This is a genomic window from Sphaerospermopsis torques-reginae ITEP-024, assembly GCF_019598945.1.
GTDB lineage: Bacteria > Cyanobacteriota > Cyanobacteriia > Cyanobacteriales > Nostocaceae > Sphaerospermopsis.
Genome location: NZ_CP080598.1, coordinates 646,533 through 668,380, shown reverse-complemented (window position 1 = coordinate 668,380; position 21,848 = coordinate 646,533). Strand labels below are relative to the sequence as shown.

The 21,848-nt window shown below is 36.4% G+C and carries 26 protein-coding genes; 11 read left to right on the top strand and 15 right to left on the bottom strand.

The window, feature by feature from the left end; translation table 11 throughout:
* Nucleotides 1–35: 35 nt before the first annotated feature.
* Entirely contained in the window at nt 36–842 is an 807-nt protein-coding gene (locus K2F26_RS03145; protein ID WP_220610311.1) for a DUF4231 domain-containing protein, read from the bottom strand.
* 311 nt (nt 843–1,153) lie between these two features.
* Nucleotides 1,154–1,453: a hypothetical protein gene (locus tag K2F26_RS03140; RefSeq protein WP_246605508.1), complete on the bottom strand. Its 300-nt coding sequence runs from the start codon at nt 1,451–1,453 to the stop codon at nt 1,154–1,156.
* A gap of 368 nt (nt 1,454–1,821) precedes the next feature.
* On the opposite strand from K2F26_RS03140, the gene K2F26_RS03135 reads away from it, so the two are divergent.
* From K2F26_RS03135 to K2F26_RS03125, 3 genes are all read left to right on the top strand, one after another.
* The gene (locus K2F26_RS03135; RefSeq protein WP_220610310.1) at nt 1,822–2,646 is read left to right on the top strand and encodes a DUF2382 domain-containing protein; all 825 of its coding nucleotides are present in this window, start codon (nt 1,822–1,824) and stop codon (nt 2,644–2,646) included.
* A 228-nt stretch (nt 2,647–2,874) separates the two neighbouring features.
* Nucleotides 2,875–3,798, top strand: coding sequence for a DUF2382 domain-containing protein (locus tag K2F26_RS03130; RefSeq protein WP_220610309.1), 924 nt, complete (start codon nt 2,875–2,877; stop codon nt 3,796–3,798).
* A gap of 186 nt (nt 3,799–3,984) precedes the next feature.
* A complete protein-coding gene (locus tag K2F26_RS03125; RefSeq protein ID WP_220610308.1) occupies nt 3,985–4,455 on the top strand; it encodes a DUF2382 domain-containing protein in 471 nt (156 codons plus the stop codon).
* 95 nt (nt 4,456–4,550) lie between these two features.
* Here K2F26_RS03125 and K2F26_RS03120 read toward each other — a convergent pair whose 3' ends face one another.
* From K2F26_RS03120 to K2F26_RS03090, 7 genes are all read right to left on the bottom strand, one after another.
* Nucleotides 4,551–5,729: an MFS transporter gene (locus tag K2F26_RS03120; protein WP_220610307.1), complete on the bottom strand. Its 1,179-nt coding sequence runs from the start codon at nt 5,727–5,729 to the stop codon at nt 4,551–4,553.
* A gap of 211 nt (nt 5,730–5,940) precedes the next feature.
* A complete protein-coding gene (locus tag K2F26_RS03115; protein WP_220610306.1) occupies nt 5,941–6,060 on the bottom strand; it encodes a photosystem II reaction center protein J in 120 nt (39 codons plus the stop codon).
* 58 nt (nt 6,061–6,118) lie between these two features.
* Entirely contained in the window at nt 6,119–6,238 is a 120-nt protein-coding gene (gene psbL / locus K2F26_RS03110) for a photosystem II reaction center protein PsbL (RefSeq protein WP_197704893.1), read from the bottom strand.
* Between the two features lie 9 nt (nt 6,239–6,247).
* The gene (gene psbF, locus K2F26_RS03105; protein WP_096570965.1) at nt 6,248–6,385 is read right to left on the bottom strand and encodes a cytochrome b559 subunit beta; all 138 of its coding nucleotides are present in this window, start codon (nt 6,383–6,385) and stop codon (nt 6,248–6,250) included.
* Between the two features lie 9 nt (nt 6,386–6,394).
* Complete coding sequence (psbE, locus tag K2F26_RS03100; protein ID WP_220610305.1) at nt 6,395–6,643, bottom strand: cytochrome b559 subunit alpha; 249 nt, start codon at nt 6,641–6,643, stop codon at nt 6,395–6,397.
* Between the two features lie 96 nt (nt 6,644–6,739).
* The gene (locus K2F26_RS03095) at nt 6,740–7,762 is read right to left on the bottom strand and encodes a photosynthesis system II assembly factor Ycf48 (protein ID WP_220610304.1); all 1,023 of its coding nucleotides are present in this window, start codon (nt 7,760–7,762) and stop codon (nt 6,740–6,742) included.
* A gap of 205 nt (nt 7,763–7,967) precedes the next feature.
* Nucleotides 7,968–8,312: a rubredoxin gene (locus tag K2F26_RS03090; protein WP_194059340.1), complete on the bottom strand. Its 345-nt coding sequence runs from the start codon at nt 8,310–8,312 to the stop codon at nt 7,968–7,970.
* A gap of 194 nt (nt 8,313–8,506) precedes the next feature.
* Between K2F26_RS03090 and ndhC the strand changes: the two genes are divergently transcribed.
* The 5 genes from ndhC (at nt 8,507) to K2F26_RS03065 (ending at nt 13,582) form a co-directional block, all read left to right on the top strand.
* A complete protein-coding gene (gene ndhC / locus K2F26_RS03085) occupies nt 8,507–8,869 on the top strand; it encodes a photosynthetic/respiratory NAD(P)H-quinone oxidoreductase subunit C (protein ID WP_220610303.1) in 363 nt (120 codons plus the stop codon).
* On the top strand, nt 8,860–9,594 hold the full coding sequence (gene ndhK / locus K2F26_RS03080) for a photosynthetic/respiratory NAD(P)H-quinone oxidoreductase subunit K (protein ID WP_220610302.1): 735 nt from the start codon (nt 8,860–8,862) through the stop codon (nt 9,592–9,594). Before ndhC ends, ndhK begins: the two co-directional genes overlap by 10 nt.
* The gene (locus tag K2F26_RS03075) at nt 9,587–10,099 is read left to right on the top strand and encodes an NAD(P)H-quinone oxidoreductase subunit J (protein WP_220610301.1); all 513 of its coding nucleotides are present in this window, start codon (nt 9,587–9,589) and stop codon (nt 10,097–10,099) included. The genes ndhK and K2F26_RS03075 overlap by 8 nt, the downstream gene beginning before the upstream one ends.
* Before the next feature lie 443 nt (nt 10,100–10,542).
* On the top strand, nt 10,543–11,835 hold the full coding sequence (locus tag K2F26_RS03070; RefSeq protein ID WP_220610300.1) for an ATP-binding protein: 1,293 nt from the start codon (nt 10,543–10,545) through the stop codon (nt 11,833–11,835).
* Nucleotides 11,825–13,582 (top strand): tetratricopeptide repeat protein, encoded by a 1,758-nt coding sequence (locus K2F26_RS03065; protein ID WP_220610299.1) that lies wholly within the window; start codon nt 11,825–11,827, stop codon nt 13,580–13,582. Before K2F26_RS03070 ends, K2F26_RS03065 begins: the two co-directional genes overlap by 11 nt.
* A gap of 82 nt (nt 13,583–13,664) precedes the next feature.
* Here the strand turns inward: K2F26_RS03065 and K2F26_RS03060 are convergent, their stop codons facing one another.
* From K2F26_RS03060 to K2F26_RS03050, 3 genes are all read right to left on the bottom strand, one after another.
* On the bottom strand, nt 13,665–13,904 hold the full coding sequence (locus tag K2F26_RS03060) for a hypothetical protein (protein WP_220610298.1): 240 nt from the start codon (nt 13,902–13,904) through the stop codon (nt 13,665–13,667).
* Nucleotides 13,905–14,308: 404 nt separating this feature from the next.
* Complete coding sequence (locus K2F26_RS03055; protein ID WP_220610297.1) at nt 14,309–14,860, bottom strand: phosphate-starvation-inducible PsiE family protein; 552 nt, start codon at nt 14,858–14,860, stop codon at nt 14,309–14,311.
* Nucleotides 14,861–14,976: 116 nt separating this feature from the next.
* Entirely contained in the window at nt 14,977–16,014 is a 1,038-nt protein-coding gene (locus K2F26_RS03050) for a tetratricopeptide repeat protein (RefSeq protein ID WP_220610296.1), read from the bottom strand.
* Between the two features lie 358 nt (nt 16,015–16,372).
* On the opposite strand from K2F26_RS03050, the gene K2F26_RS03045 reads away from it, so the two are divergent.
* A complete protein-coding gene (locus tag K2F26_RS03045; protein WP_220610295.1) occupies nt 16,373–18,394 on the top strand; it encodes an elongation factor G in 2,022 nt (673 codons plus the stop codon).
* A 196-nt stretch (nt 18,395–18,590) separates the two neighbouring features.
* Here the strand turns inward: K2F26_RS03045 and K2F26_RS03040 are convergent, their stop codons facing one another.
* The 3 genes from K2F26_RS03040 to K2F26_RS03030 form a co-directional block, all read right to left on the bottom strand.
* Nucleotides 18,591–19,070 (bottom strand): hypothetical protein, encoded by a 480-nt coding sequence (locus tag K2F26_RS03040; RefSeq protein ID WP_220610294.1) that lies wholly within the window; start codon nt 19,068–19,070, stop codon nt 18,591–18,593.
* Between the two features lie 74 nt (nt 19,071–19,144).
* Entirely contained in the window at nt 19,145–19,606 is a 462-nt protein-coding gene (locus tag K2F26_RS03035; RefSeq protein WP_220610293.1) for a DUF29 domain-containing protein, read from the bottom strand.
* Between the two features lie 134 nt (nt 19,607–19,740).
* Nucleotides 19,741–19,938 carry a hypothetical protein gene (locus tag K2F26_RS03030; protein WP_194051816.1) on the bottom strand — a complete coding sequence of 66 codons (198 nt, stop codon included), beginning with the start codon at nt 19,936–19,938 and terminating at the stop codon, nt 19,741–19,743.
* Between the two features lie 449 nt (nt 19,939–20,387).
* Here K2F26_RS03030 and K2F26_RS03025 point away from each other — a divergent pair, with 449 nt between their 5' ends.
* Entirely contained in the window at nt 20,388–20,696 is a 309-nt protein-coding gene (locus K2F26_RS03025; RefSeq protein ID WP_220610292.1) for a hypothetical protein, read from the top strand.
* Between the two features lie 300 nt (nt 20,697–20,996).
* Complete coding sequence (locus tag K2F26_RS03020; protein ID WP_220610291.1) at nt 20,997–21,800, top strand: hypothetical protein; 804 nt, start codon at nt 20,997–20,999, stop codon at nt 21,798–21,800.
* Nucleotides 21,801–21,848: the final 48 nt, after the last annotated feature.

The following is a 21,848-nucleotide window of genomic DNA, read 5'->3' as shown; positions in this document are numbered from 1 at the left end:
CCCATGCTTCTTCTGCCTCCTGACTCCTTACTTAATTAAGCAGCTTGTTCAGTTTTTGGTTTATCAGAAGAACCAGATTCTTCCTTAGTTCCTTCAGCGGAGACTTCTTCTTTCTTCTTCTCCTGTTGTTGTTCTGCTTGTTGAACTTGTTGCAGGTGAATATTATTTACTTGGCTAATAAATAATTCCACTGCTTGACTTACTCTTTGTTGTTGTTCTGCTTCTCCAGCAACATCATAACAACGGTAAGCTGGTGTAATTCCCAAGATAAATTTTTCTTGTTCTGCTTCTAACAATTCAACAGTTGTGTTAGCAGCAACAGCATTTTTTTGAAAAGGGAAAGAGGTGACAATACTAGCAACAATGGAAGCCAGCGCAGGACAAATTACAGGTAACCACTTCAGCCAAGCTTGTCCTGCTTCTAGTTTATCTACCAACACTAAAATTGGGGTGACACCAGACAAAATAACAGTGGAAATTTGCAAGACATAGTAAAGATTTCTTGCCCAATTTCTAGTGTTTTTGTAATCATTGATTAAATCTTGGCAATACTCTAAAGCTTTGGCTCTGGCAGGAACGATGGTATTGTTTTCCAAGGAATTACTATTCTGTAATAACGAGGTGTATAGTTCAGCTTTTTTTGCTAGTTCGGCTTTTTGAGCTTCTTTCCTAGCATTATTAACTGAGTTTCTGTTGAGGAGAAACAAAAAAATTGCAACAGCTAAAGCTCCAACTCCAGCTAGTACATATTGTTGATTGCTAGAATCGAAATAAATGACAAAAGCCGCACTGATAAAAACAGCTGCTAATAGATAATCAATCAGCTTTAAGAACAAGAGCATTTTTTCACCTGGCGAAGAAAATGGATGAAATGTATAAGCATTTTCTAACTCAATTAAAAATTGAGTGAAAAGCCTGAAAATAGGTTATTTCGCAAACAATTAATCATCTTACACCAAAGTAGCATTAAATACAAGATTGTCATGCGGCTAGTTAACAAAAATAAAAATATTTTGATGAAAAATTTAAAGTTTTGTAAAATCCATACATTTGATTTATACCTTGGTAAGTATTCAGCAATCGGCCATCGGTTTCCATCAACAAGAGGTTGAAAAAACAAATTAAAATATTCATGAAGTAATTGCACATATTTTTAAACTGTGATAAAGAAAACAATTAAGATCATGCTGATAGTCAGAGCAAAAATTAAAGCATATTCAAATCTCCGACTAAAAAATCCGATAATAGTGATTAATCCTACTAATAAAATAGCAATACCAATATATTGTTCTTTTTGCAAATTTTTAGCGATTAATGAATCATCAGTTCGGGAAGGAGTTTCTTCAATATTATTAGTTTTGGGTGTTGAGTATTGATATGAATTTATCTCACGCAGAGACGCAGAGACGCAGAGAGTATGAATTGTTAACATTTGCTGTTGTGTAATTTTCATAAATCCTGTATTCTTGCCAGATATAGATGAGAGATAAAATACAATAATTAACCAAATTACATCAAAAAATTGACAAAATAGCAATGAAGGAATATCAATTGAAAATTGATATTATCAAAATATTGCCCTGAATGCTTAAATAAGTTGGGGATCTTGTCATGAATAAGTTTTGATCAGTTTTTGATCATATCTCTCATTAGTTATATTTCCATCAGCAACATCACTACTAATAATTGCCTAAAATTTCCCTCCCAGTATGAGATATAAACCATAGTATATATCACTAGAAGTCAGTCATCAGCAAGAGGGAAAATAGTCAAATTACTTCTAATGTTGTGAATAGATATTCAAAAAAATGGACATAGAATATGCCTCTTTATAAACTAGAAGAATTTGATCCAAACTATCGTGAAACCTTTGGAGGAGATGATATTAAAAGTTTGAATCTCTATACCGAAGGAGGAACAGAAGTAGGTGCAGTTGCTGATGCTTTAGTCGATGAAAATGGCAGGTTTAGATATTTAGTTATTGATACAAGTTTAGATTCTGTTGGTAAGAAAATATTACTACCCATTGGACTAGCTCGCATCAATTATCCTGCTGGATGTGTCTATGTCGATGGACTTAGCAAGCAGCAAGTAGAACATTTACCTGAGTACCGAGAAAACATCATCGTTGATCAATCATTTGAAGAATTGGTACGCACTGTCTATCGTTCTAACCTTGGTACTGTAACTTATGAACTGGAAACTTACAACTACGAACAAGAACCAACTTTATATGGTTTAAATGAGCAATATCATCAAACTCTCAGACTTTATCAAGAACGTCTAATTGCCAATAAACATCGGGTGAAAACGGGAGAAGTAGCCCTTGGTAAACACATTGAAACTGAAACTGCACGGGTAACAGTACCTATTGAAAAAGAAAGAGTTGTTATTGATAGAGTTCAAACACCAGAGATAGGTACAATGGTAGACCCCAATGAAATCAAATTTCAAGCAGGGGAAGTAGCACATATAGATGTTTATCAAGAAACTCCAGAAATTCATAAAGAAGCATTTGTTCGTGAAGAAGTGCGAGTCAGAAAAGTGGTAGATCGGGATATTGTCGAAGCAGAAGACACGATTCGCCGGGAAGAATTAGACATTAATACTTCTGGTGATTTAAATATCAATGAAAATCGTGCATAAATAAATTCAGGAATCAGGAATCAGGAGATAGTAGGGGTTTAGATCCCCGACTTCTTGAAGAAGTCGGGGATCTGGGTATTGGGTATTTTCATTTCCACCAAATATCTGACTTTTGATAATTAGATTTTCTGGCGATTCATTCGTGAGAAAGATGGAAATATCAGCATCAATTAATATTCTTGAAAGTAAGAAATTCAGAAATACTATTAAACGTTGAGGAAAAATATAATGGTTCTTTACAAATTAGAAGATTTTGATCCTCAGTATCGCACTACTTTTGAAGACAAAGACATCAAGGGATTAGGAGTATATACAGAAAGAACAGATGAAAAAATCGGTACAGTCCATGATGCTTTAGTTGATGAAAATGGACATTTTCGCTATTTAGTAGTTGACTTAGGCTTTTGGATTTTTGGTAAAAAAGTTTTACTACCTATTGGTCGCACCCGCATAGACTATGGTAATGATCGCGTTTATGCTATAGGTTTAACCAGAGAACAAGCAGAAGATTTACCTGAATTTAACGAACGTCTAACAGCAGATTACGACTATGAAGAACGGGTGCGCGGAGTATATCGTCAACCCGAATACCGCACCCCACCTGTAGAAGCATCAACCCCTGTAGAATCACCAGTACCTGTAGACGCGACAGGAGTAGCAACAACCGCAGTAACAACCACCTCTACAGCCACAACTACACCAACTTACACCCCTGATACCTACCGCTACGAACATGAACCGGAGTTATTTGGATTAAATGACCAAGATCATCAAACTCTAAAACTGTATCAAGAACGGCTTATTGCTAATAAACATCGCCGCAAAGTGGGGGATGTAACTGTTGGTAAGCACGTAGAAACTGAAACTGCACGAGTATCAGTACCAGTAGAAAGAGAACACGTTGTTATTGAGCGTGTCACTCCTGAAGATGCTGGTAGAGCAGTTTCTCCCCGTGAAGCTGACTTCCATGAAGGTGAAGTTGCTCGCATGGAAATCCACGAAGAAACCCCGGAAGTTAGAAAAGAAGCTTTTGTGCGGGAAGAAGTGAGAGTGAAAAAAGTTGTAGAGCAAGATACTGTGGAAACTCAAGACACTGTGCGTCGGGAAGAGTTAGATGTTAATGCTCCTAATCTCCCGATTGAAGAAAGATAATTAGTCAAATATTCAGGATTCAGGAGTCAGGATTCAGGAGTCAGAATAATTGTAAAATCAGGAATCAAGAGATTCAAGATTTTATAAAATACATCAAGATCATGAAAGTCTTAATTTATTCTGGATCTGGATTTTGAATTTTGAATCCTTCCATCTTAACTATTGAAATCATATTGATTTTATTTAATGAACGAAGAAGACACGAAGGACACTAAGGACACACAGGAAGAAAAGATTATCTCTCTTCTAGAAGAAAGGTTGTTTATTGATCATAATAAACAAAAGGTAGGAGAGGTAATTGTTCGCAAAGAAATCGAAACTGAAATGATCCAAGTTCCTGTGAGACGGGAAAAATTGATTGTTGAACAAGTGAGTCCAGAGCATAAACAACTAGCAGAAATTGATTTAAGTCACGGGGAAATTTCTGGACTTGAGTTAATTGAAGAAATATCAGAAGTTACCAGTGTTGCGAGGGGTTTAACTGTTAGTGGAGAGTTTATTTCACCAAAGATTGCTAGTTTGTTGTTAAATGCGATCGCTCAAGAAAAAAATCATGGTTGTCAACAAGTCAAAATCACAATTTATGTAGAAAATCAGTCCCAACAGCAAAAGTATCAAGAGTGGTTTAACCGCTGTTCTCATTCTTCTCATATTTAATTTTAGGGTGGGCATTACCCACCTTTTTAATTTTTCAATTAACTAATTAATTATCAATTATCAATTATCAATTATCAATTATCAATTATCAATTATCAATTAATTGGTGTATATCTTTGACGATTATATATGGCAAAAGCTAAAACTAAAAAGGTGCATATTCCTGCTAAATATAAAGGATAGCCATAAGTTATCGGCCGAGATTGCTGGACAATCATTCCCGCAATGACAGGACCAATACCATTGGAAATACTTAAATAAGAAGCATTCAATCCTAATGCAGTTCCCTGCTCTTCCGGTTTAGCATTGAGAGAAATTAATGTGCTAATCATCGGTTGCACCAGAGAATTAAAAAGTGAAAATAATATACTAACTACGACAAAATAATTAATATTAGCCCAAATTGGCATCAAGAAAAATGACAAACTGCGGAAAAACAAACCTAAAAATAATATTTTGACGACATCAAATTTTTCTTTGAGTATAGAAATTCCCCAAGTTTGCATAATCACGCCTAGCGTACCAAAAGTTAAAAATAAAAGAGTTAACGATTGACTATTTTGATTTAGAACTTTAATAAAGTAAGGTTGAAAAGCATAAGTAAACATTGTAAAAGTTGTACCAAGCAAAAAGTTAATGAATAGCAAAATGCCCACTCCTGGCATTGCTAAACCTTTAATTAAATTTCCTAAACCTAAATCAAAAATGTTTTTAGGTTTTGGCGATTGTTTTTGCAGAGTTTCTGGTAAAAATAAAGCTGTTATTAATAAAGCGATAAACGCCACTGCACCAGAAGCTAAAAACGCGGTCCCTAAAGAAATCTGCTGTGCAAACAAACTGATAGCAGGTCCTAAAACAAACCCTAATCCCATCGCCGCCCCATAAATACCAAAAGCTTGGGCGCGATTTTGGGGACTGGTAATATCAGAAATCACAGCTTGAGCAACAGAAACATTACCACCTGTAATACCATCTAAAAATCTGGCAAAAAATAGCAACCAGGCTACTGTCGCATTGCCAGCAATAAAGTTAGCAATTACCGTACCTGCTAAACTGATAATTAATAAAGGCTTACGTCCAAATCTATCTGATAATTTACCAATAACAGGAGTAGCGAAAAATTGAGATATTGAGTAAACAGAAAATAATAAACTGGTGTGAAAATCACTCAGTTCAAATTGTTTACCATAAAGGTAAATAATGGGAATTAAAATTGTCAAACTGAGAGAGTTAACAAAGGCAATTAAAGCAGTAATCCAAAAATGACGATTCATAAATAAGTAAGAATTCAGGAGTCAGGAGTCAGGAGTCAGGAGTCAGGAGTTTTTTATTTTGGATTTTGGATTTTGGATTGTTTTTGTTATCTCCAATCTAAAATCTAAAATCTAAAATTTTTCTCCCCAGTCACCTTAAAACCGCCCATCCTCAAGAGACAGGCGGTTATTTAATGTTGCTTATTAAACAGAAAATCGGATCAGGTTGTCATTATAATGAAGAACCGATTCCAGCGTAGGCTCCATAAAAGAAAATACCTACAACAGTAATTACACCTAAACCTGCGATTGTAGCGACAACCCACAGGGGAATTCTCCCAGTTCCAGACACAGTTTTCTCCTCCCTTAACAACAAATCAACAGAAAGTTAATAATGATGACGATTCCAGTTAGTTAAAGAAGTAACTGGAGAATAGAATACCGAGAACGAAAATCAATAGTAGTCCCAGGTACAAAGAAGTACGGTTTAGTTCAACAGGTTGTTGATTAGGATTAGGCGTTCTTTCCATGATTTGCTCCTAACGTTGAATAAACTGCATTGCTGCGATCGCACCTAAAAAGAAGACAGTAGGTACGCCTAAAGTGTGAACCGCCAGCCAACGGACGGTAAAAATAGGATAAGTAACAGGTTGATTGACGTTATTGCCGGTAGCCATGATCTTAAATTACTTTCCGATAAATGTTTCTACTTGTTTCTTAGCTTCGTAACGGTTGCTAACGATGGGTACTTCTTGACGTACTTGAGTGAAATACTCGTTAGGACGGGGTGTACCAAAAACATCGTAAACCAGACCGGTGCTGACAAATAACCAACCAGCAATAAATAAAGCTGGGATGGTGATGCTGTGAATTACCCAGTAACGAATACTGGTAACAATGTCCGAAAATGGACGTTCTCCAGTGGTACCTGACATTTAACTACCTTCGCAAAAACTACTATTGAGTCTATTATCCTACAAAGTTTAGAAACAGTTACAAGTTGCAACTTTCTTCTCAGAAAAGGTTATCACCTAAGCTGCCTCTGGTTGAGAGGTTGCAGCTACATTGGGATTATATTTGAGCAAAATGCCGTGATCACCGATGATAAAACCTTGATCTGGGCTAAAAAATACAACTTTGTACAGATTAGCAGCGACTTCTTCCACATCACGGTCTTTTTCCCAAGTTTGGCCACCGTCGGTACTGCGTAGCAAGTTACCGCTACCACCACCAATCCAAATTTCATCAGGTGTGCGATAGGCTAAATCTAATAAACCCCAGCTAGTAGACAACTCTGGATATTCTACATCTAACCATTCATCTGATTTAGCTGGATCACTAAATTGCACTTGACCACCGCGTGCTAATAACCACAACTGACCGTTATCAGCAAAACCCATATTTTCTAAACGACGGGAACTGTTGCGGTTATGGGGTTCCCAAGCTTCCATTCCTGGTTGCCATACTGAGTAAAAACTACCTTTAGCAGAAACAGCAATATATTTACCATCGGGCGATCGCTCTAAGTTCCGCACCACACCCACAGCAGTTTCTACCTGTGCTTTCCAGTTTAGACCACCATCGGTAGTTTTATAAATCGCGCCCACATCAGTTGCCATTTCGGCTGTACCTTCACCCAGTGCAGTCACCAAAATGGGACTACCGGGTAATTTTTGACTCAAAGGTAAACTAGACCAAGACTTCCCACCATCAGTAGTATGCAGCAACAAAGAAGGCTCTCCCACGATCCAACCTTCTTGACCGGCAAAACTTACCGAGTCAAAACGGGATCTTGGCTCATCCACAGCCAGTTCTAAACGTTGCCAAGTTCTACCACCGTCTTTAGTTTCCAACAAAGTGGCATTACTACCTACTAAATAACCATGATTGGGGTCATCAGTAAAAGCAATATCAAACAGTTTTTCCTCGGTGGGTACACTAATCACTTCCCAAGGATTAAAAGTTGTAGAGGGAACTTTGCTACAACCTATACAAGCTAGGACTACTATTAACGCGGCAAATATGCCTTGCCACCTTTTGAAAATTGATTGCATCAGTATTTTTTAGTGTGTATCGAAAATTGAATCAAGGGAACAGGAGTCAGGAGTCAGGAGTCAGGAGTCAGGAGTCAGGAGTCAGGAGTTATGTATTTTGGATTTTGGATTTTGGATTTTGGATTGTTTTTGTCAACTCCAATCTAAAATCTAAAATCTAAAATTTTCTTCCCCAATCACCAATCACCAGTCACCAAAGAGGATATTACTGTAGGCCGTAAAGACTGATAAAAAACAAGAAGCCAAGGGCTAAAGCACCAAATATTAAGATATTCTTTTGCGCTGGTGTGAGTTTATTTACACCTAAGCCATAACCTAAGTTTTCTTTGAAACCAGATGCCGTACCCGCAGGACCGATATTAGCAAAAGCTACCTTTTTAGCGGTGCAAACTGGACACTTCCAATTGATTGGCAGGTCTGCAAACTCTGTCCCCGCCGGGATATCATATTTATCGTCTCCCTTCTCCGGTTCATATACATAACCACAGGCGCGACACTCATAACGGTCTAACGCCTGAGTCTCAAGAGCTTCTTCAGCTTGCTCACTCATGGCTGGGTTCTCCTAGAGGGGAAATCTTAAAGATACGTTACAAATTATGACATAATTGTTAAACTTTTCTATCAATCCTAAAACTGAATCAAATACCCCACTCTGTCTGTTTTCCAGATTTCAAAATACCTGGACATATATAATGTAAAAATAAGTTACAGCTTGATTTTCACCCTAATCGGTAGATATTTATTGTGTTTGTCCTTAGCGGTTATGAATATCTTCTAGGCTTCTTGATCCTTTGTAGCCTAGTTCCAGCCTTGGCGCTCTCAGCGTCAAAACTCCTTAGACCTAGTAGTTATAGCCCCGAACGGCGTACTACCTATGAATCCGGTATGGAACCCTTTGGTGGTGCTTGGATTCAATTCAATATTCGCTACTATATGTTTGCTCTCGTCTTTGTTGTATTTGACGTAGAGACAGTATTTCTATACCCTTGGGCGGTAGCCTTTCACAAATTAGGGTTACTGGCGTTTATTGAAGCACTGATTTTTATTGCGATTCTTGTAATCGCCTTAGTTTACGCATGGCGTAAAGGAGCATTGGAATGGTCTTAAATTCTAATCTAACCACCCAGGACAAAGAACAAATCATTAACCCCATCCAACGGCCTACAGTTACTCAAGAACTGTCAGAAAACGTAATTTTAACCACCGTTGATGACCTCTACAACTGGGCGCGGCTTTCTAGTTTGTGGCCTTTGCTGTTTGGTACAGCTTGTTGCTTCATTGAATTTGCGGCTTTAATTGGCTCTCGTTTTGATTTTGACCGTTTTGGGCTAATTCCTCGTTCTAGCCCCCGTCAAGCCGATTTACTTATCACTGCTGGCACAATTACCATGAAGATGGCTCCTCAATTGGTGCGTCTTTATGAGCAAATGCCCGAACCTAAGTATGTAATTGCTATGGGCGCTTGTACCATTACAGGGGGTATGTTCAGCGTTGACTCTCCCAGTGCAGTGCGTGGGGTTGATAAGCTGATTCCTGTAGATGTGTACTTACCTGGTTGTCCTCCCCGTCCAGAAGCGATTATTGATGCAATTATTAAATTGCGGAAGAAAATTGCTAATGATTCGATGCAAGAACGGGGTCAAATCAAGCAAACCCACCGCTATTACAGTACCACCCACAATATGAAGCCAGTTCCCGAAATTTTAACTGGTAAGTATTTACAATCAGAAACTCGCTACAACCCACCCAAGGAATTGACAGAAGCGATTGGTATGCCTGTACCACCTGCGTTGTTAACATCTCAGACAAAGGAGGAACAAAAGCGTGGCTGATGCAGAATCTCAAGAATCTACAATAGTTCCTGCGGGTCAGGTTTCCCAGTGGTTAACTGAAAATGGTTTTGACCATGAATCTCTGGAAGCTGATGTCAATGGTGTAGAAATTATTAAGGTTGCACCTGAGTTTTTACTTCCTACCGCTACTGCTTTGTATGCTTATGGGTTTAATTGTCTCCAGTTTCAAGGCGGTATTGATTTAGGTCCTGGGCAGGATTTAGTTAGTGTTTATCACTTGATTAAGGTAAGTGATAATGCTGATAAACCGGCTGAGGTAAGAATTAAAGTGTTTTTGCCTAGAGAAAATCCGGTTGTTCCTTCAGTGTATTGGATTTGGCGCACTGCTGACTGGCAAGAGCGTGAGTCCTATGATATGTTTGGGATTATCTATGAAGGTCATCCTAATTTGAAGCGGATTTTGATGCCGGAAGATTGGGTAGGTTGGCCTTTACGTAAGGATTACATCTCGCCTGATTTCTATGAGTTGCAAGACGCTTATTAGGTAGTGCTGATTTGTGGTTTACCCCTTTCCGGTGGCGGAGAGGGGTATTGTTTTAGAATTGTGTTTCGCGCAAAGATGCAAAGGAGCAAAGGCGCAAAGTTTTTGAGTTTTTGAAGATTTACGCACATCTAAAGAAAAAACGAACCACAGAGGCACAGAGGACACGGAGAAATTAGGGTTTGAGTGTTATTGTTTCTGGATGTTGGTTTTTTTATGAATTTAATTTTCTATTTTGTCTAGGATGAGTAATGATATAAATAAATAATAACCCAAGTTGCTAGTTATGTAGTTGAGGCTGTTAATGGGTAATTGGTAATTGTTAATAGGTGATGAAATCCCTGTTTTGATCCTGTAAATCCTGAAATCCTGGACATCCTGATTCAGACAGTTTCCCTAACTAGCAACTTACGTTAATAAGATCAGAAAATTTATAGTTAAGTATTATGTCTCAAGATTTGTTAAAAGCATTTCAACAAGCTTATCGAAATTTGGAATTGTTACCACTGATAGAACAGAAAGATTTATCACAGTTTAGAGTTGATTATGGTTCTGAGGTAATTGAGGAATTAGAACAGTTAGTTGAAGATAGTCCTAATGGTGATGGCAAGATTATTTTTACAGGACATCGTGGTTGTGGTAAGTCTACTTTGTTGGCTGAGTTTTCACGCAGATTAGCAGACCGTTATTTTGTGGTTTTATTTTCGATTTCAGAAACTATTGAAATGTCAGATGTAAACCATGTTAATATTCTTTTTGCTATTGCAGTTAATTTAATGTATGAAGCGGAAGCACGTCAGGTAGAAATTCCTAAATCTACTAAGGATGCTTTTTATAAGTGGTTTGCAACGAGAATTAAGACGGAAACGGAAACTTTAGAAGCCGAAGTTTCTGGTGGGTTTGATTTACTGAAGTTATTTAAAAGTGCATTGAAAGTTAATGCTTCTGTGCGGAATGAAATTAAACAGGAGTTTGAACGTAAAATTTCTGATTTGGTTGCCAGAATTAATGAAATGGCAGCAATAATACAGGCAACTTTGAAAAAAGAAGTTTTAGTAATTATTGATGATTTGGATAAGTTAGAATTAGAAAGGGTTAATTACATTTATCGAGACAATATTAAAGCCTTATGTCAACCCAATTTTAGAATTATTTATACAATACCTATTGCTGTTTTAAGAGATAAGTTTCTCAGACCTTTAATTGAAACTGAAACAAATGATCAGGTTGTGGTGATGCCTGTTTTAAAGTTGTTTGAAAAAGGGCAAAGTCGTCAACCTCATCCCCAACCAAGAAGTCAAGCTAAAGATGTTTTATGTGAGATTTTACAAAAACGTATTGCTGATGAATTGATAGAACCAAAAGCAGCAGAACAAATTGTTTTAAATAGTGGTGGTGTATTACGAGAGTTGATTAGAATTGCTAATGAATGTTGTAGGATTTGTCTAAGACTAATTAGGCGTAAACCTGGGGAAGCTATGATTATTAATGAGCAGATTTTAGATGAAGCAGTGAATAATATTCGCAATGATTTCGCTGTTCCTTTAGGTAAGCTTGATTATGCAATTTTGCAAACTACTTATCAAAATTTTACACCTGATGATCCTAAAGAACCTGAGTTTTTAGATTTGCTGCATGGTCTTTATGTTTTAGAATATCGCAATCGTAAAAACTGGTATGATGTTCATCCCATTGTAGTTGAACTCTTGAAAGAACAGGGTTTGATAAATGCTAACTAATGATTTATTCGCAGCAGATGATCAAGAAAACCTTGATGCTTATGATGATTTAATTGTCAGCATTCAAGCTAAGGAAGATGATTTTAGTTTACTGATAGCTGTTGTTGATGATTTGAATTTTCGAGAGGAAATAATTTCTCACTATGAAACAGAATTACAGCCTGATTTTCGTCCCTATCGAGTGACATTAGCAAGGGGTGAACCAAGTTTAAGGGGTGCTATTTCTCAATTAGTAGAAAATGAAGAATATCTGCATCAGGGAGGAAAAGCTGTAATTACTGTGACTGGTGTGGAACAGCTTTATTTTCTGAAAATGGGGGAGGAAAGGTCAGAACAGGAGATTTTTTTCGGATATTTACAATGGACAAGGGAAGCTTTGCGCGAGTTTCCTTATCCGATAATTCTGTGGGTGACAAATCAAATTTTGGGTAATTTAATTAAAAAAGCACCGGATTTTTGGAGTTGGCGCACTGGTGTTTTTCATTTTGTTTCGAGAAAGAAAATTACTGTTTCTAGTAAAGATATAGAACCTATACGTTCTTTTTTAAGTGAAAGTTTATCATCTGGGATTGATGATGATAGTCCCTATTTTTTACCGATAGAAGATTTAAAACAGTTTATCACACAGAAGGAACAAGAGGAAGTTAGAGATTCTAGTTTGGCGACATTATATTTTAGTTTGGGTAATATTTATAGAAGAAGGCTAGAAAAGGGTGAATTTCAGGATTATAAAACTGAACAAGATTTAGCAATTGAGTATTTTAGTAAGGCTGTTGAATTGCAAAAAGAGTTAGGTTTAGAAAAAGAGTTGGCAAATAGCCTAAATAATTTGGCAATACTTTATGATGACCAAGGAAGGTATACAGAAGCTGAACCCTTATTTATTCAGGCTTTGGAATTGAATAAAAAACTGTGGGGAGAATCACATACCAATGTTGCAATTAGCCTAAATAATTTGGCAGGTCTCTATAAATCACAAGGAAGGTATAGTGAAGCTGAAAGCTTGTATATCAAATCTTTAGAAATGAGTAAAATTCTACTTGGAGAATCACACCCTGATGTTGCCAATAGTCTAAATAATCTTGCTGAACTTTACCGCATTCAAGGAAGATACGGTGAAGCAGAACCTTTGTATCTTCAATCTTTAGATTTGAAAAAAAGTGTGCAGGGAGAATTGAATCTTGATGTTGCAATTACATTGAATAATCTAGCATTACTTTACTTTTATCAAAGACGCTATGAAGAGGCTGAAAGATTTGCACTGCAAGCAATAAAAATAGATAAACAATTATTAGGAAAAGAACATCCTGCGGTAGCTACTGACATTCATAATCTTGCATTAATATATCGTGGTCAAAAACGTTATAAAGAAGCAGAAGATTTATTTATTAAGGTATTAGAATTAAAAGAACGTCTACTACCAAAGAATCATCCTGAATTAGTGGATACAATTTATGCTCTTGGTTATATGTATAAAATCCAAGGACGTTATAGTGAAGCTGAACCATTTTGTGTGAAAGCATTGGAACTTGATAAACTTTTGTGGGGAAATAATCATCTCAATGTTGCACAAAGTCTTACTAATCTTGCCGAACTTTACGATTCTCAAGGCAGGTACACAGAAGCTGAATCTTTGTATATTCAAGCTTTCAATATTTATGAACAAAGTTTAGGGATGAATCATTCTCATACGACTACTGTCCGAGAAAATCTAGAAATACTCCGCGCAGAAATGCAAACCAAGTAAAAATTATAAAATTATCAAATAATTTCAAAATTGAATTTTAAATAAATGGTGCGTTATGCTGTCGCTAACGCACCCTACAAAATTACATCTTTCCTTTTGTCATTACTTGTTGCAGATGTTCTCTGATTTCGTGCGCTTCATCAATTTCTGACTGACGCAATTTTTGGAATAGTTCTACACAAGGTTGAGAATTTGCTTCTTGTGCATCTTTTATGTATCTGTCGTAAGCTTGCACTGCTGCGGCTTTGTTATGCAGGACTGTGATAAAGTCATATTCTAAATTACTAATTGGTTCTTGAGTTTTCGTCTGGGTAGCAGTCATTTCTTTGCTCCTTTATTTATCTATTTATTGCATTTATACAGATTATCTAAGCTATATTCATCTATCTCAAAGTGGACAAAAATATTACCTTTAGATATAAGTATTAAGATATAATTTAAAAAGGGTTTAGCATAATACAAAACTGATAACCCGACTGGGAATTAATTCCCAATCTCATAGCAAAAGTCATCTAAAGATGACTAAATAGTGTCAATGATACAGCACTTTCCTTTGTAATGAGGTACACGATTGGCGGGCAAGATGCCCACCCCACAAGAGTTTCATAATTATGATTTGTACCTCATAATAATGAAATCTGCTGTAGTATTAGACACGGCTTTTAGCACTGTCACCTGTCACCTGTCACCTGTCACCTGTCACCTGTCACCTGTCACCTGCTATATTTATTTTGATAGAGGTGGGTTATCCTCATCTTCATCGGAATACTGAAATACCAACTTGTTTTGTATTTCTCTATTCTCTTGATGCACGATAGGACAGTATTTTGTGTTGGCACTCATGCAGTCCATGTGGGGTGTTTTTGCACATACTAATAATAGTCCACCTAAAATGAATAATAAGCTACAAATTGCTGCTGTTTGGGTGCCGGAAATATCTAACGCACCGTGAACTACTACTTCCCGCAGTACGGAAACTATGGCCACTTCTACGGCTACACCAACAGAAATACTATGTTCTTGTAAGTAAACTATGAGTAGTCGAAATAATTCCACGAGAATTAACACAAATAGTATTTTTGATGTCAATTCTTTGTAGTCTAATGAATTAATGATGGCAATAATTATGCCCCACAATTGTATCAACATTACCGCAAATAAGGCTAAACATAAAACCATAACAATTAAGTCTTGAAAAGCCTCCATGTTACGCACTATTGCATGGCGATCTAACCAGCGATCGCAAAATAAAAATCTGCTCTTGAAGCGTTTTTGCATGACTACTTTGCCCCTATGACTCCTGACTCAAGAGGGCAACCACAGGGGTTTGCCCCTACTGACTCCTGACTCCTTACCAATATTCCTATTTTTACTTGATATTAATGTTTTCTGCCTCAGCGTGGTTTGTTATTTAATTTTTGTATTTGTGTTAACAATTTATCGGCATTATTCACCCATTGAGTATTACCTTGATTTTTATACAAATCTCTCGCATATTTGATTACTTTTATGGCTTCTGGATATTGTTTTAATTGGACAAATACTAATCCTGCACCATAATAAGCATCGGCATAATTTGCATTGGCTTGGGTGGATTTTCTAAATGCGTCTAATGCTTCTTTAAATTTACCTTGGTTAAATAAAATTGAACCTAAATTATAATGAGCTTCTGCATATTTGGGATTGATGGTAATGGCGGCGGAAAATGCTGCTTTTGCTAGTTCAATACTGCCTTTTTGTAAATAACAAAGTCCTAAATGATAGGAAGGTTCTGGAGAATTTGGACTGTTTATTATTGCTTGTTGAAAAGAGGCGATCGCCCCATCCCAATCTTTTTTAATTTCTCTTATCAATCCTAAGTTATAATGAGCAAAACCCAATTTTGGATCTAGTTGTAAAGCTCGTTGTAAATAATCATTTGCTAACTGTAAATTATTCCCTTCTAACAAAGCACTACCTAAATTGGCAAAGGCTAATGCAAACTGTGGATCGGCTTGGGTAGCTTGATAAAATGCGTCCGCTGCTGGTTGTAACTTTCCAGTTTGTCGCAGTGCTAACCCTAAATTATAATGCGCTGCTGCTAAAGTCGGATCTAATTTTGTTGCTTGACGAAAAGCGTTAATAGCCTCTTCTACTTTTCCCCCTTGAATAGCTTGTAAACCCCTATTTAACCAGTCTAAAGCAATTTGACGGGGATTTTGAGCTAATAGGTGACAGGTGACAGGTGACAGGTGACAGGTGACAGAAGGTGGGGAGACTTGCACTGAGCGACCTGTACTGAGCGACCTGTACTGAGCGAAGCCGAAGTAAGCCGAAGTAAGCCGAAGTGTGGGGAGGTGGGGAGAAGTGGAAAATACTGGCTTAATATTTACACCTAGTACCAGTAAAGTTAAAATCCCAATTAAAGGATACTTTTTGCAGGAAATATTCATAAATTAGCCGAATAATATTGTCACTAAATATTGAGTATGAACCTATTTTTTAACAAATATTTTAGATTTGGTATATAAGTTAGCATAGCTTAATATTACTTAATCTTAATCTTACGATAAACTACAATTTTTTGAAACCGAGCTTAAAAGATGGATAATAAAAAAGTCAGGAGTCAGGAAACATAAATCAGAAGTCAGAAAGTTTGATTATTAAGTTTAAGATCAGCAAATAAAGATTTTTGGCATAACTGTTAAAAAGCTGAAAGCTGAATGCTAAAAGCTGACTGCTGAGAGCTAAAAAAAAATTACTCCTGAAAAAACAGAATGCGGTTGAGGGAATCACCGTAAAGGAGGGTTTATGAGCGAAAAAGTAAAATCCGGTTCGCGTAATGTAGCAATTGTTGGACCCTATTCCAGTGGTAAAACCACATTATTAGAAAGTTTGTTATTTGTCACCGGAGCGATTTCTCGCAAAGGTAATATCAAAGATGGTAACACAGTCGGAGATAGTGCAAATGAAGCACGCGATCGCCGCATGAGTGTGGAAGTTTCCCCAGCTTTTACAGAATACGAAAATACACGCTTCACCTTTATAGATTGTCCCGGTTCAGTAGAATTTGTTCAAGAAACATACAATTCTTTAATGGGAATTGATGCAGCAATTGTTGTTTGCGAACCCATCAAAGATCGAGTTTTAACTTTAGCCCCATTATTCAAATTTCTCGATGATTGGGAAATTCCCCACATCGTATTTGTGAATAAAATGGATCGGGCAAATATTCATGTTTTAGAAACATTAAACGCCCTCAAAGCCGTTTCTAGTCGTCCTTTAGTGCTGCATCAATTCCCCATTATGCAAGGGGAAGAACTCACAGGATTTATTGATATGGTAAGTGAAAAAGCTTATCAATATCATCCTGGTGCTGCTGCTGATCCTATCCCATTTCCAGAAGCATTAAAAGCCGAAGAACATCAAGCTAGAGCAGAAATGTTAGAAACTTTGGCTGATTTTGATGATCATTTGTTGGAAGAATTATTAGAAGATATCGAACCTCCCCAAGAAGAAATTCTCAAAGATTTAAAACTAGAATTAGGTGCTGATTTAGTAGTACCAGTTTTCTTTGGAATTGCGGAACAAGATTATGGTGTTAGACCTTTATTAGAAGCAATATTAAGGGAAGCACCAGCACCAGAAACCACAATGGAACGGCGTTTAGAAACAATTAGTGATACTCCTTTAGCGCAAGTTCTCAAAACCTTCTATACTCCCCAAGGTGGTAAACTTTCCCTAGTGCGAGTATGGCAAGGAACATTAACAGATGGTATTGTTTTAAATGGTGTTCGTGCTGGGGGAATTTATCGTTTAGTTGGACAACAACAGCAGCAAATTAACACCGCTGTTGCTGGAGAAATTGTTGCTATTTCTCGGTTAGAAGGAATTAAAACCGGAGATACAATTTCTACCAGTTCCCAAATTAAACAATTACCAAAAGCAGCAGAATTAGAACCTGTTTTTGCTTTAGCAATTACTCCAGAAAAACGTAATGATGAAGTCAAACTTAGTGCTGCTATTACTAAGTTATTAGAAGAAGATCCCGCTTTAGCGTGGGAACAACATGGAGACACCCACGAAGTAATTTTGTGGGGACAAGGTGAGATACATTTGCAAGTTGCGTTAGATAGACTCAGACGCAAATATAACTTACCCATGTCTACCCATCTTCCCCAAATTCCTTACAAAGAAACTATCCGCAAACCTGTTTCTTCCGTTCATGGTAGATATAAACATCAAAGTGGTGGACATGGACAATTTGGAGATGTTTATTTAGACATTCAACCTTTAGCAAGAGGTGAAGGTTTCAATTTCAATGAAAAAATAGTTGGTGGTGTTGTTCCTAGACAATACATTCCTGGGGTAGAAATGGGAGTGAAAGAATTTCTGGCACATGGTCCATTAGGTTTTCCGATGGTTGATGTTGCGGTGACATTAACTAATGGTTCTTATCACACTGTTGATAGTTCAGAACAAGCTTTTAAACAAGCTGCACGTCTCGCAATGCAAACAGGAGTACCCCAAGCACAACCTACCCTTTTAGAACCAATTTTAAAGGTAGATGTGAATACTCCTAATGAGTTTACCTCTAAAGTTTTACAACTTTTAAGTGGTAGACGGGGACAAATTTTGGGGTATGAAGGTAGACAAGATTGGCAAGGATGGGATAAAGTTTGTGCATACTTACCCCAAGCAGAAATGCACGATTTTATCGTAGAATTGCGATCGCTTACCTTGGGTGTTGGTTCTTTCCATTGGGAATATGATCACCTGCAAGAAGTACCGGATAAAATTGCCGAACGGGTTTTAATTAATAACGGTAAATAGTCAATTCTTGTTCCCAGTCTCTTGACTGGGAATGTTATTAGGAAGGTTCTACCTTCCGTTCTTTTACAGTTATTGAAAGATATGATTGGCGAAACTGTGATAAAGATCCTGAGTCCATAGTTGCAGGATTTCTTGCAATTCTTCAAAATAGTTAAACATTAAATAATAGGATATATGTATTTTTTGTAACATAAAATCAACGTTTTGGATAAGGTAAAGTACCTCTGAACTCTCCACCTTCCCACCAAGAACTATTCATCCAATCATTATCTTCTGCATCCCACAGCAAATAATAGGCAACTGATAGAGTATTTATAAATTTATCAACTGGAATCATCCAATGTTGTGCCATGATGTTTAATGTCTCTATTGTTGTCGAACTTGATGATGTAAAGTTTTGCTGTATCTCATCGTAATTACAAGAATATCCATCAATAAATTTATCAAAATATGGTTCATACTTTTTTACTGGATATGGTTTTTTAAAGTTGGTAAACCGGACTTTATCAGCAAAAAAATCTAACTTTAACCCAGCGTCAAATCCTTGAGAATCTTGACCATAGGTATAATAATAAAGTGAAGTACCTTGTTTGTTGAAAGTATAAGTAGCACATATTAGTCTTGGAGAGACAAAATCATCATCCTCAAAGTCTGCAAGAACATCATTGATTGACATATTTTATCTTCATTTGTCTATCTACAGGTGAATGTTAATAGCTGATTACTGATAGCTGATTACTTGCATCAAGTTTATTCTGGTAAATAATCTTGATTTAAAATTTCATCTGTAGTAACAGGACAGTCTACAGGAAAAGTATCAAGTGATAAACCTGTTTCCAAGGATGCTTGTTTTCTCGCATCTTGATAACATTCGCTAAATACTTCAGAAAAATATTTTTTTAAACTTGGACTTTCAGTTAATTCTTCTTTCAATCTGCGTCTATGTTCAAAAATAGTAGATAACCAACTATTACTATGTGTATCTGGTTGATATTTATATTTGAGAAGGTGCATTAATAAAATTAATAAGTTGCTTTTTAATGCTCTTTTTTCACCTCTTCCCGTGCTTTCGATTTCTTCAATTAAATTCTCTAAATCAATTTCTGCAAAGTTACCATTTTTTAATTGTTTTGCTGTAGTTTCTATCCATAAATAAAAATCTTCATCATAAAGATTTGAACTAGCAAGGTTTGTAGGTTGAATTGCTTTCATCTGCTGGAAACCTCCGCAAATAAATTGTGAGATTTTTCGGTAGCTTATTCAGATTATAATACGATAATTCCTAATTTCTTTTCCATACCAGTCTCCTGACTGGGAATGCTATCAGGAAGTTTCTACCTTCCGTATTAATATTCATCATCATTATCAAAAGTCACACAAGGACTATCAACTTCTACTGCTGGAGTAAAAGAATTACAAAAAATGACAGTAGCACAATTAACCCCCAACTCATCAGGGTGAGTGCATTCCTCCTGGACAAAAAAAGCACAGTCTTTACAAATACTCTTACATGACATTGGTTGCGCTTCTTTGGAGTCTGACATAGTTAAAAACCCTGAATATCAGATAAAACCCACTACATTGGGTGTATTGTAGTGGGGAATAGCAGTAACAAACAATGTCATTTTCATCATCTGTTATTTTTGTCACTGGTTTAATTATTTTATGTAAAAATTACATCATTATCTTGCATTTATGGCAAAATACCACATTAAGAAAGTTTATTTTTCTCATCAGTTAAAATTTTATTTTCGTTTTTATATGTTGTAACCTTTAATTATACGTTATTTTGTTGGTGATTATGTTCGGGTGTTTTGCGTCAACCCAACCTACTTTTATTTTTTATAAGTTACGTAAATTTTATGTTGCTTTTTGTGTAGAAATTTTTAGCAATTTATAAGAAATATCGAGAAATTAAACAATTTTTTTGTTGTGGTGACATAAAAATTACAATCATTATTATAATAGTTGCAGTTATTTAACACACATCACCATGAGTTCAAAAACTAAGGGTTTACAGGTAAGTTACGCTAAAACTCGCTTGCTGCTTGCGTTGTGGGATTTGGGAGCAAGTCAGCAGAAGGTAGCTAAGGGTAAGTTAAGCAAGCGGGTAGTGTCTAAAGGTCAGAAGATGGCGGACTATCAAAGTATTTTAGAGGATTTGGCAGCACAGGGAGCGATCGCTGTCTCTAAAAAAGGTTCTGCTATTAGTTATTCTCTCACGTCACCAACTGGTTTAGAGGTGTTAGGTGCGGGTTTAAACATTGACTATGATTTGTATAAATTAGTATTAGCGCAATAAAACATAAATCAAATAAATCAAATTAAGCTGTTGTGCTTAATAAAATTAATTTATGTCGTAATTTAAATTAAGAATTACCACTTTAGGGAATAAGACAATGAAAGAATTTGGTTTAACTCTGGAACAAACAAGAATCATGTTTAGCTATCAATACCATCTGGTATTAGCAGATATTAAATACGAGAGCCATTTTGAAACGAAATCTCTGAAACAGCAATGGTTATATCAGTGGCAAGAATCAACTGAACTTTTTTACAAGGACAAATTAATCAATCAAATCATAGTCATTATTCTTCTAATTTGATCACAGATTTTGAATTACTCAAACAATTAGTTACAGTGATTAAGACAGATGCGGGAAATAAATTAACTCTATATATAATGTTCTTAGAAGTAGTTATTTTCAAGCCATATTATAACCTTGGTAACACAAATGATGACAAATATAAAAATCTAAAAATATCTGACGAATACAAACTGATCAAGAAATTACAAATTTTTGCCAGAAGCCTAGATTTAGATTCAGATGTTGTTACACGTTTTAAGTCGAACTATAATGAGGCGATTCAAGGGATTAAAGGTGGTTTAAATCCCTGGCTAATCGGTGTCTTAGGTGCAGTTGTTTTAGCCATCACAGCAGCATTTTTTACACCAGTAATCGCAGGTTTATTAGCACCTATACTAGCACCTGGTTTATCTGGTGCAGCAGCGGTATCAGCTGTTTTAGCCGCTCTTGGAGGAGGTGCAATAGCAGCAGGTGGTTTGGGAATGGCGGGTGGTTTTGCAGTCCTTGTTGGTGGTGGTGCGATTCTTGGCGCTGGTGCGGGTGTTGGTGTTGGTGCTTTGTTTGCTCAGTCTCCAGATGCTGCTTTAACCCAAGCAGCTAAGTTAGAAGTTGTAATGAAAGAAATTGTCCTCATTCAAAAAGATATTCGTTTAGCTCAAGAAATTATTAAGGAGCAAAGGCAAGCTATTCGCTCTCTGGAAGATGAAAGAGATGATTTAATTGTGAATAAGGAACAAAATAAGCAACAAATAGAAAATCTGGAAAAAGCAATTGAGTATTTAAAAAACGCATTAAAGAGAAACCAAGACTTACTATAAATAAATAGGAAATTTTTTATGTCTAGGATATTGAATTGGGATAATGAG